Source organism: Micromonospora sp. LOL_024 (assembly GCF_048060415.1).
Lineage (GTDB): Bacteria > Actinomycetota > Actinomycetes > Mycobacteriales > Micromonosporaceae > Micromonospora.
On record NZ_JBHMIS010000071.1, the window covers coordinates 1 to 7,798 of the forward strand.

General features: G+C 68.0%; 10 protein-coding genes. All 10 read right to left on the bottom strand.

What is annotated here, in order from left to right; all coding sequences use genetic code 11:
* Positions 1-164: 164 nt before the first annotated feature.
* Positions 165-959 (bottom strand): hypothetical protein, encoded by a 795-nt coding sequence (locus ACFHWY_RS27340; RefSeq protein WP_416583129.1) that lies wholly within the window; start codon positions 957-959, stop codon positions 165-167.
* Between the two features lie 13 nt (positions 960-972).
* Positions 973-1,287, bottom strand: a complete 315-nt coding sequence (locus tag ACFHWY_RS27345) for a type VII secretion target (RefSeq protein ID WP_416583130.1) — start codon at positions 1,285-1,287, stop codon at positions 973-975.
* A gap of 1 nt (position 1,288) precedes the next feature.
* Positions 1,289-2,023, bottom strand: a complete 735-nt coding sequence (locus ACFHWY_RS27350; protein ID WP_416583131.1) for a hypothetical protein — start codon at positions 2,021-2,023, stop codon at positions 1,289-1,291.
* Positions 2,020-2,439 carry a hypothetical protein gene (locus tag ACFHWY_RS27355; protein ID WP_416583132.1) on the bottom strand — a complete coding sequence of 140 codons (420 nt, stop codon included), beginning with the start codon at positions 2,437-2,439 and terminating at the stop codon, positions 2,020-2,022. Before ACFHWY_RS27355 ends, ACFHWY_RS27350 begins: the two co-directional genes overlap by 4 nt.
* 216 nt (positions 2,440-2,655) lie before the next feature.
* Entirely contained in the window at positions 2,656-3,237 is a 582-nt protein-coding gene (locus ACFHWY_RS27360; protein ID WP_416583133.1) for a hypothetical protein, read from the bottom strand.
* A 114-nt stretch (positions 3,238-3,351) separates the two neighbouring features.
* The gene (locus ACFHWY_RS27365; protein ID WP_416583134.1) at positions 3,352-3,939 is read right to left on the bottom strand and encodes a hypothetical protein; all 588 of its coding nucleotides are present in this window, start codon (positions 3,937-3,939) and stop codon (positions 3,352-3,354) included.
* A 510-nt stretch (positions 3,940-4,449) separates the two neighbouring features.
* Entirely contained in the window at positions 4,450-6,654 is a 2,205-nt protein-coding gene (locus ACFHWY_RS27370; RefSeq protein ID WP_416583135.1) for a phage minor head protein, read from the bottom strand.
* Positions 6,655-6,656: 2 nt separating this feature from the next.
* Positions 6,657-6,890, bottom strand: a complete 234-nt coding sequence (locus ACFHWY_RS27375; RefSeq protein ID WP_416583136.1) for a hypothetical protein — start codon at positions 6,888-6,890, stop codon at positions 6,657-6,659.
* Positions 6,883-7,113 carry a hypothetical protein gene (locus tag ACFHWY_RS27380; protein ID WP_416583137.1) on the bottom strand — a complete coding sequence of 77 codons (231 nt, stop codon included), beginning with the start codon at positions 7,111-7,113 and terminating at the stop codon, positions 6,883-6,885. The genes ACFHWY_RS27375 and ACFHWY_RS27380 overlap by 8 nt, the downstream gene beginning before the upstream one ends.
* Complete coding sequence (locus ACFHWY_RS27385; RefSeq protein ID WP_416583138.1) at positions 7,110-7,751, bottom strand: hypothetical protein; 642 nt, start codon at positions 7,749-7,751, stop codon at positions 7,110-7,112. Before ACFHWY_RS27385 ends, ACFHWY_RS27380 begins: the two co-directional genes overlap by 4 nt.
* Positions 7,752-7,798 lie beyond the last annotated feature (47 nt).

Sequence of the window (7,798 nt, forward strand, 5' to 3'; positions counted from 1 at the left end):
GCGACATGAACAGGCCATTCACCATCCTCGGCCTTGCCGGATGATGTTGAAACGGCCGTGCCCGTACGACCGGGTAGGAAGGCCCGAAAAAAATTGCCGAGCGTGATTCGCGCAGGCTGCGGGTCCGCCACACCCGAGGCATTCTTCCGGCCTTTGTCGCCGGATCAGCTGCCGGCAAGTGACCAGTCCGCGTCTCCGTCGGTGACGGTCGCGTCGTTGAACGTCGACGTGTTGGAGGAAGGCCACTTGCCGGCGGGGAAGGCGGTGGCATCAACTGCCTCACCGTGCAGGACGATCATCGTTCCGGCCTGCGCGGCGAGAAACGTGCCGAGGGTGGTGAGGGCGGCCCCGATGATGGCGGTGTTGACACCGGCCTCCTCCAACATGAGAGCTGCGCCTGCTGGCGAGAAGATGCCGGAGCCGAAGGCAGCTACCACGGCGATCGTCGCGGCGATCAGCTTGGCCAGGACGATGCCGAGGGTAATGTAGAAGGCGGAGCCTGCCGCGGCGCAGCCGATCAGGCAGTTGGACGTGCTGGAAGCGACGGCGCCGATGCGGGCGGCGGCGTTGGAGTGGTGGGAGACGCTCCCGACGTAGGCGTCGCGTGCCTTGCCGGACCAGTCGGAGTTGTCGACCACCAGGTGTTGTTCGGTCAGTGCGCTCGCGATGCCGGTCGCCGATCCGCGGATGTCCATCCACTGCCACGCGTCGTGGAACATGGAAATCGGGGCGGTCGCGCCCTTGAGGACGTCGATGAACAGCTGAAGCAGTTCCTTACCCACCTCGATGACCTTGTTGGCCATCGCGATGATGACTGCGCCCACGTCGGAGGGGACGTACCAGCGGTTGGCCGCGGCCGTGGCGACCGGGCCGACCCTATCGAGATGGTGGGAGAGATCGCCCAGCCCTGACGTGATGTCCTCTATCAGTGCCTGGAACTGGGCCTTGCTGAAGTCCACGACTGGTCCCCGATCAGTAGAGGTTCCGCAGCTTGTGCGCGTTGTTGAGGTCTTCTGCCTCGTAGGTGTCAGCGACCTCGCGCAGGGTCTGGGCAACCTCGACCATCGCCGTCTGACCTTCACGGCACCGATCCGCGACCGCGTGCACGACGGCGTTGTACGGCGACACGATGATCTGAAACAGCCCGGCCTCGACCCGCCCGAGTTCCATGCCGCTGCTTTTCGCCATGACCCCACCGACGGCGACGGCTTGCCGATCCCACTCGCCGGCTTCGCGACGCAGCACGTCGGTCGCTACGGTGACCTGCTCACGGCTGGGGGGTGGCATCTCAGGTTTCCTTCCGTCGGTCAGTTGTCTCGGTGATAGATGCGAGGGTCGCCAATGCCTCACCGGCAAGGGTGTCCAGCATCTTCGTCTCGATGCGGTGCCGAGACGTGGCATCGCTCAGTGCTGATCGGGCGGACCTGAGCGCCTGGCCCAGAGCATCGTTGATGGACGCTGCGCTGTGCCGGGCCGCCCACGCCGGTGTGATGGAGCAACTCTGTAAACCGGAAGTCGACAGCGTGACGGACACGTTCTGTCTACCAGCCTGCCCCACGTGATCTGTCGCAACAGCAGCCGATCCGGCTCGCGCCGTCTCAAGGGCCTTCATGACTTCCTCGGCAAGCGCTAACGGATCACGGGGCTGTCCGTAGACCGACGGCGGCGGCAGAACGGCGGCAGAATGCTGCCTCCTCGCCTCCGCCTGCTCCGTCCCAGCGTGCCAGCCGTCGGCGGTCAAGCCAGCGGCCAGCGACTGCATGACCTGGCGGGCCGCTTCCTGGTAGGCCAGGAGAACACATTCGCTCAACTGCTGAGGTTGAACCCGCCACTGCCAGCCGGGCTCGACCTGGATCGACTCCGGTAGTCCGGTCGCGTCCACGCGGATGCGGACCGCTCCGGATGGATCGGTAGCAATGGTCGGCGCGTGCGGGGACCGAGCCTGCACTTGGTCGATCAGCGACCGCAGGTCCGCCGTGTACTGACTCAGTTGCCGCAGCTTCTGGACAATCTCGTCGCTCATCGGCTCGCCACCGCCGGCGGGTGCTGGTCGGCCCGGGCTCGTGTCACCTGCTGGGCGATCATGAACATCGACACGGCGGAGTGCGCCAGCAGGATGCCGTACACGAGCCACCGGCCACTGATGAAGAACCAGATCATCATGACAGCGACGACACCAGCCAGGATCCACAGCGCGGCGGCAACACCCCACCGCGAAGTGGACGACGGGCCGGCCGGCCGCCAGGCCGTCGCGACTCCGGCCAGGGTCGTGCACAGCGCCACGGCGAGGATGACTTCGGTCCATGGAGATCCGAAAACAGCGGCCTCAGCCACCTCGGGGAACGCCGAGGTGGCCGCGGCGACCGCCGGTAGTTCGAGAATCGGACCGATGGCCCACAGCAGGAGGTGCGTTCGGTTCGACCGAGGAGCGTCAGTCATTGCCGCCGAGGTCTTCCTTGGCGAAGCGCCGCTGACCTGGAAGCCATGTCCGTCTCCCCCGCTCTTCAGCCGCAGGAACCGGTAGTTTCGGCAACCGCGGCGTCTGGCGCACATATCCCAGCCAAACCATTGATCAAGCCCTTGTCGTTCCAGCGTGCCGCGTTGTCGCCCAAACGGACCACCTACCAGCCGACGCGACCGCTGCGCAGGAACCCGTCAGCCGGCAGATCGCAGGGCGGGAAGGGGCCACATACGTAGGTGCGCCGCAGTGACGGCGGGCTCCGGTCCGACGATCATGACCAGTGACGCACCGAGGCGCCCACCGCACGCGGCGAGTGATTCTCCGGTAGCCATGTCCGGGACGGCCAGGTAGACCCAATTCGGCATGTCGTGGCCGTCCACCGACACCGTACGGACGCCAGTTGCCTCCGGAGGATTGTTGGCGTCGAGCCGATCGACGTACTGCGGGGGAGGTGGTCCGGCACCCCACGGAGGCCCGCCACGTTTTCCTGCGAGTGCGAGTTGATAGTTGATGAGCGCCGTCCACATGTGGTGGATGGGTGACGCCCCACCGGTGTCGTCTCGAACCGTAACAACATCGACGAGCGTGTCATCGTCGAGTTCGTGTGCGACACGAACCTCGACGGACTTCGGTTCGCCGAGGTCGCGGGTGACACCGTGCACGTCCGCGTGCGTGGTCTCCCAGTACCGACCGACGCGGCGAGCGCGAGCAGAGGGTGTCTCCAGCATGGCGAACCTGACACCCAGCCAGCGGTAGAGATCCTCTACTTCGGACATCGGCCCGTTCGGTCCATGCTGATCAGGTCGTTCTAGGCCACGATCCACGCTGGAGACTTCCTCAGCTGTCAGTTCGCCTGCCCTCCTTCTAGCCAGGTGAGCAGGACGCGGTTACTACAGGTACGCCCTGGCAGACGGTCCGTGCGAGAAGCAAATGGTGCCGTTGGCGAGGGTCGCGATGCTGCCAAGGAGGACATCAGCGTAGACCCAGCCGGGTCCACTCGACGTGAAGCCGTGGGTCTTCGCCCACAAACGCGTCGGCAGGGAGGGGTCGCTCCAAGTCTTGGTGCTCGAACCGTAGCTATCGATCACACCCACGGCCCAGTCCGTGTAGATGGCCCCCGGGTAACTGGGCAAAATCGTGTAGCCGGTGTAGATGGAGGTGTAGTGCTTCTTGGTGTCTACGGCGGTCAGGTAGACGAAGGAACTGCCACAGGTCCCCGTCTTCTCATCGAAAGTGGTGACTTCACCCTCCTTCACGGCGTACTCGATCCCGTTGCTGTCCACGCGAACCTCATACCCGTTCGCCTTGGCGATCTTGTGGTCGACGCCGACACGCTTCATGTCCATCTCGATGTAGATGGACGTCGGATCCGGCTGGACGGTGGGGTCGGCGGCATGGGCAGGCGCAGACGAAAGACCCCCTGCTACCAACATGGCTGCCACGACCACGGCAGCGCGTAGACTGGCCCGGAACTGCATACGTTCTCCTCCTGATCGGGGATGGACCGCGCGGTGAAAATGGTGGCTGCGGTGCCCAAACACCGCAGCCACCCTCGCGCACCTGGGAACCTTCCTACCAGAGCACCGACGGCGACCACCGCCCCGCCGCCCAACGCAAACTCGACGACACAACGATGATCACTCTATGTAACCATCATCGATGGGTTATCCCTAGACAACACAGAGCGACGGTAACGCCGCGTCAGTCGACAGCCCCGTTTCATCAAAAGTGACAAATATCACCAAACGCCTAAGTTGGGGAGTTGGGGTTGGCAGCCAGCAATGGCGCGCCACGTAAGCGGTGTCGGATTGCCCCCACCCCTCTACTTCCGCACCTCACGAATCGCGCCACCACCTCCCTTCTGGACGTTTGCGAGCGCCGCCTGCGTCCTAGAGCTGTACTCGCCGCCCACGCGGCCGTCGTCGTAGGACAACACCCACACGGTGCGTCGGGCCTTGCTGCCACAGTTGCAGCCCATCAGCGTCCTCCTACTTGCCGTGTATCTCGGCGCCTAGGCCCGCCACGAGGGTCTTGCGGTCCCGGCCGATCGTCGCAGCAATCCGGTCAGCGGTCGCCGCAGTGGCCACCCTCTGCCGCTCGGCCGCGAACCCGGCCGCAACCGCCCTTCGCACTGCCGCGTCAAGGACGACCGGGGACAACTCGGCGGCGTTCCGCCGACCGGCGGCCGGGCCGGTCGGCTTCCAGCCGGCCCAGCCGGAGGCCACCATCGCGTACGCCCGCCCGCCTGATGACCGTCCCCGCACCACGGGGAACCCGCCGACGTTGACGCATAGCGCGGCGACGAGCTGCCGGGCCCCGCCGATCCACCGCCAGTCCCCGGATAGCGGCGACCGGCGCAGCAGTTGCACCTGCCCCTCGGTGGCCTCCGGCACCAGCGACCCGGCGACCCATGTGCCGTGCGCGTCCCGGCCTGCGCGCACCACCGCCACCTGCGTGCCCGTGTCGTCGTAGTGCGCCACCGCACTGGCCGCGCTGGCGGCCAGGTCGGCATGCCCGGTGCCGGCCGTAATGTGCCCGACCGCCACCACGTCACCCTCGGCCGTCATGATCTCGGGCCGGTGGAACCAGTCGAACCCGCCCTCGGCCGGCGGCAGCACACACTGCCCGCCCGTCAGGAACGACAGGTGGCAATCGTTGTCTGCGAGGTGCCCGAACACCCTCCCATCGGCCGTCACAGTGATCGGCGTCAACTCCGACAGGCCCGGGTCGTCGAACCAACCGCACGGCGGGTACAGCGGCGCGGCCTGCCGCTTCTCGCCGTCCGCGCCAGCCGCGGTGACTGCCCCTTCCTCTTTCGACGTCTCCTCTGGGTGCTCGTCGTCCTCGCCGGCCGGCTCGTCGTCAGCCAGCTCCAGCCGCGCCTCCATGAACGCCTGGGTGCCGACGAGCGTCACCGCCATCACCCGGCCCCTCGTCACCGTGATGTACGGCTCCTCGCCCGACTCGATGAACGCTTCCCACTCCTCGTCGCTCATGTCCTCGATCGGCTTGCCCTTGCCGTCCGTGTACACGAACTCGAAGTCGTCCAGGTCCACCGACGGAAACAGCACCCCGGCGCGCAGCAGCTCCAGCGCCTCGCCCAGCTCCGGCACCGCGTCGATGAAGTCCCCGACGCCGGTCAGCCTCGACTTCTCCACCTCACCGGCGGTAATCCGGCCGATCGTCACCGCCCCTTCGTGCCCGGGGGCGTCCTCGCGCGCCCACCGCAGCGGCAGCGGCAGCTCGCGGAACGACCAGTCGCCGTCCGCCGCGAAGATCCGCCGGTCACCCGACGCGGCACCCAGCGGCGCCAGCGTCCCCTTCCACGTCGCCATCTGTCTGCCACCCTTCGCGGCTCCCGCCGCCGTCACCGTGATTTCCAACCCGGTGGCCCGCCGGGGCCACGGGTGCTTCGGGATCGCAGGCAGCGGCTCGTCCGCCTCTACCTCGATCATCGTGCAGCGGCAGTTCACGACCTGGCCGGGCGGTGCCGCCGGATCACCCGGGAACCGCAGCGGCACCCCACCGGCCATGAACACGCCGTTCAAGGCGACGCGCTGGCCGTCCGCCGCCCGGTGGTCATGCCGCGTCCGCGTGTCGTGCGTGGCCACCCACACCTTGTCCAACTTTTCGTCGAGCGCACGCGCGGACGTCAACCAGGCCGTCAGGGTGCCCGCGTTGTACGCGCCGATCGTCTCCGTACGGGCGATCGTCGCCGCCGGGTCCTCCCACGCCAGCTCGCCGAGGATCGCCTCCACGGCGTCACGAATCCGCGAGATGCTCGCACCCTCGGCGGTCAGCTCGGTGATCGCCGCCGTGACTTGCGTCCACGCCGAGTCCGGCACCCCCTGGAGCCGGTTCGGCAACGCCGCCAGGTACTCGTCCTTCAACTGCTCGACCCGCAACACGTCGACGTCACCGCCCGCGTCCGCGACGCCCTCGAGGAACGTCTCGTCGACGGCGGGCAGCAGGTGCACCGTCATTGCCTCGAACCACGCCTGCCCGGCTCCGGCGAGCGCGTTCGGGTCGGGCGGCAGCGCCGCCGCGGTGACCGTTGGCAGGGTCACCGTCCGGGCCGCCCGCAGCCAGGCCCGCAAGGCGGCGCGGGCCGCCTGCGTCACACGTTTCTCGGCGGCGATCACCCGCGCCTCGTGCGTGAGCCGCAGCGGCAGCCACCGGTCCCGGTCAGCCACGCTCACTCCGCCTGCGCGGGCGGCGTCTCAGCGACCACCCTGATCGTCTGCCCGACGCACTGCACACCACCGTTGGGCAGGCGCGCAGGCATTCCCGAATCGGTACGCACCAGCCGGTGCACCGTCAGCCCGTTCTCCCGCAGCTCCAGGCTCACGAAGTCCTCGTCGACGACGATGCCGACCTGCACGAGAGCAGCGCGCAGGTCGCTCAGGGTCACGCTCTGCGGGTCAGCCACCGTTCCTCCAGGTCTGCTGGTAGCGGGCTGCCTCCTCCGGGTCGCAGGCGTGCTCCGCGTCGCTCAGGGGCGGCTGGTCGCCGTCCCACAGCTCTCCCCACCAGCCGCAGGTGCGGCACTGCGACCAGCGGATGACCTGGCAGCCCTTGCCGCGCCCGGACCGCTGGCAGACGTGCCCGTGCGCCAGCACCAGATCAGGGACGACGGCGGTCGGGGCGGTCACGCCGGCACCAACTCCCCGGCGACGCTGCGGGCCAGGTGCTCGCGCAGCTCGTCGACGTCGTGCCGCCGCCCGGCCACGAGAAGCCCACCGACGTAGCCGCTGAGGGCCGCCGTCAGCTTCTCCGCGTCGACGCCAAGCCGGCCCGCCACGGCCGGGACCGCGGTGAACGCGCCCTGGAGCAGGCGGGGCACCGAGGTGGGCGTGGACTGCCGCACCGTGTGGTACTCCCACACCGACAGGTCGGTGTGCCGGTACCGCTCACGGCCGATGACCCTTTTCCCGGCGACTTCCAGCGCCCGCAGTGCCAGAGCCTCGCACGCGGCCACGAACGGTCCGGTCAACGGTTCCGCCGCAGCGGCGAGCGCCGCTTTCTCGGGCGGCCTACGACGTTCGGTGTCGCCGTCGGGCGGCGGCGCCGTGGCCGGCGCGGGAGCTTCGGCGGTCGGCGGTTCGCCGGCGGGAAGTTCAGCCGGCGCGGGCGACTTCAACTCTGCAGGGTCGACCTGCACGCCGACCTGGGCGACCTCCAGCAGCCGCTGCACGAGCAGCGGACCGGCCGCCGGCACCGTCCGGATGATCTCCAGGAGTCGGCGCAGCTCCCGCTCATCGTCCGTGGGCTTGTCCCAGGGCCTCGGCACGATTGGCATTTGACCGTTTCAGGTGATTTCAAGTAGTTGTAGTGGCC

What these genes read in the sequence shown, in the direction of transcription:
- ACFHWY_RS27365 (WP_416583134.1), bottom strand. Translation starts at nt 3,939, where the DNA reads ATGCAGTTCCGGGCCAGTCTACGCGCTGCCGTGGTCGTGGCAGCCATG.
- ACFHWY_RS27360 (WP_416583133.1), bottom strand. Translation starts at nt 3,237, where the DNA reads ATGTCCGAAGTAGAGGATCTCTACCGCTGGCTGGGTGTCAGGTTCGCC.
- ACFHWY_RS27350 (WP_416583131.1), bottom strand. Translation starts at nt 2,023, where the DNA reads ATGAGCGACGAGATTGTCCAGAAGCTGCGGCAACTGAGTCAGTACACG.
- ACFHWY_RS27345 (WP_416583130.1), bottom strand. Translation starts at nt 1,287, where the DNA reads ATGCCACCCCCCAGCCGTGAGCAGGTCACCGTAGCGACCGACGTGCTG.
- ACFHWY_RS27355 (WP_416583132.1), bottom strand. Translation starts at nt 2,439, where the DNA reads ATGACTGACGCTCCTCGGTCGAACCGAACGCACCTCCTGCTGTGGGCC.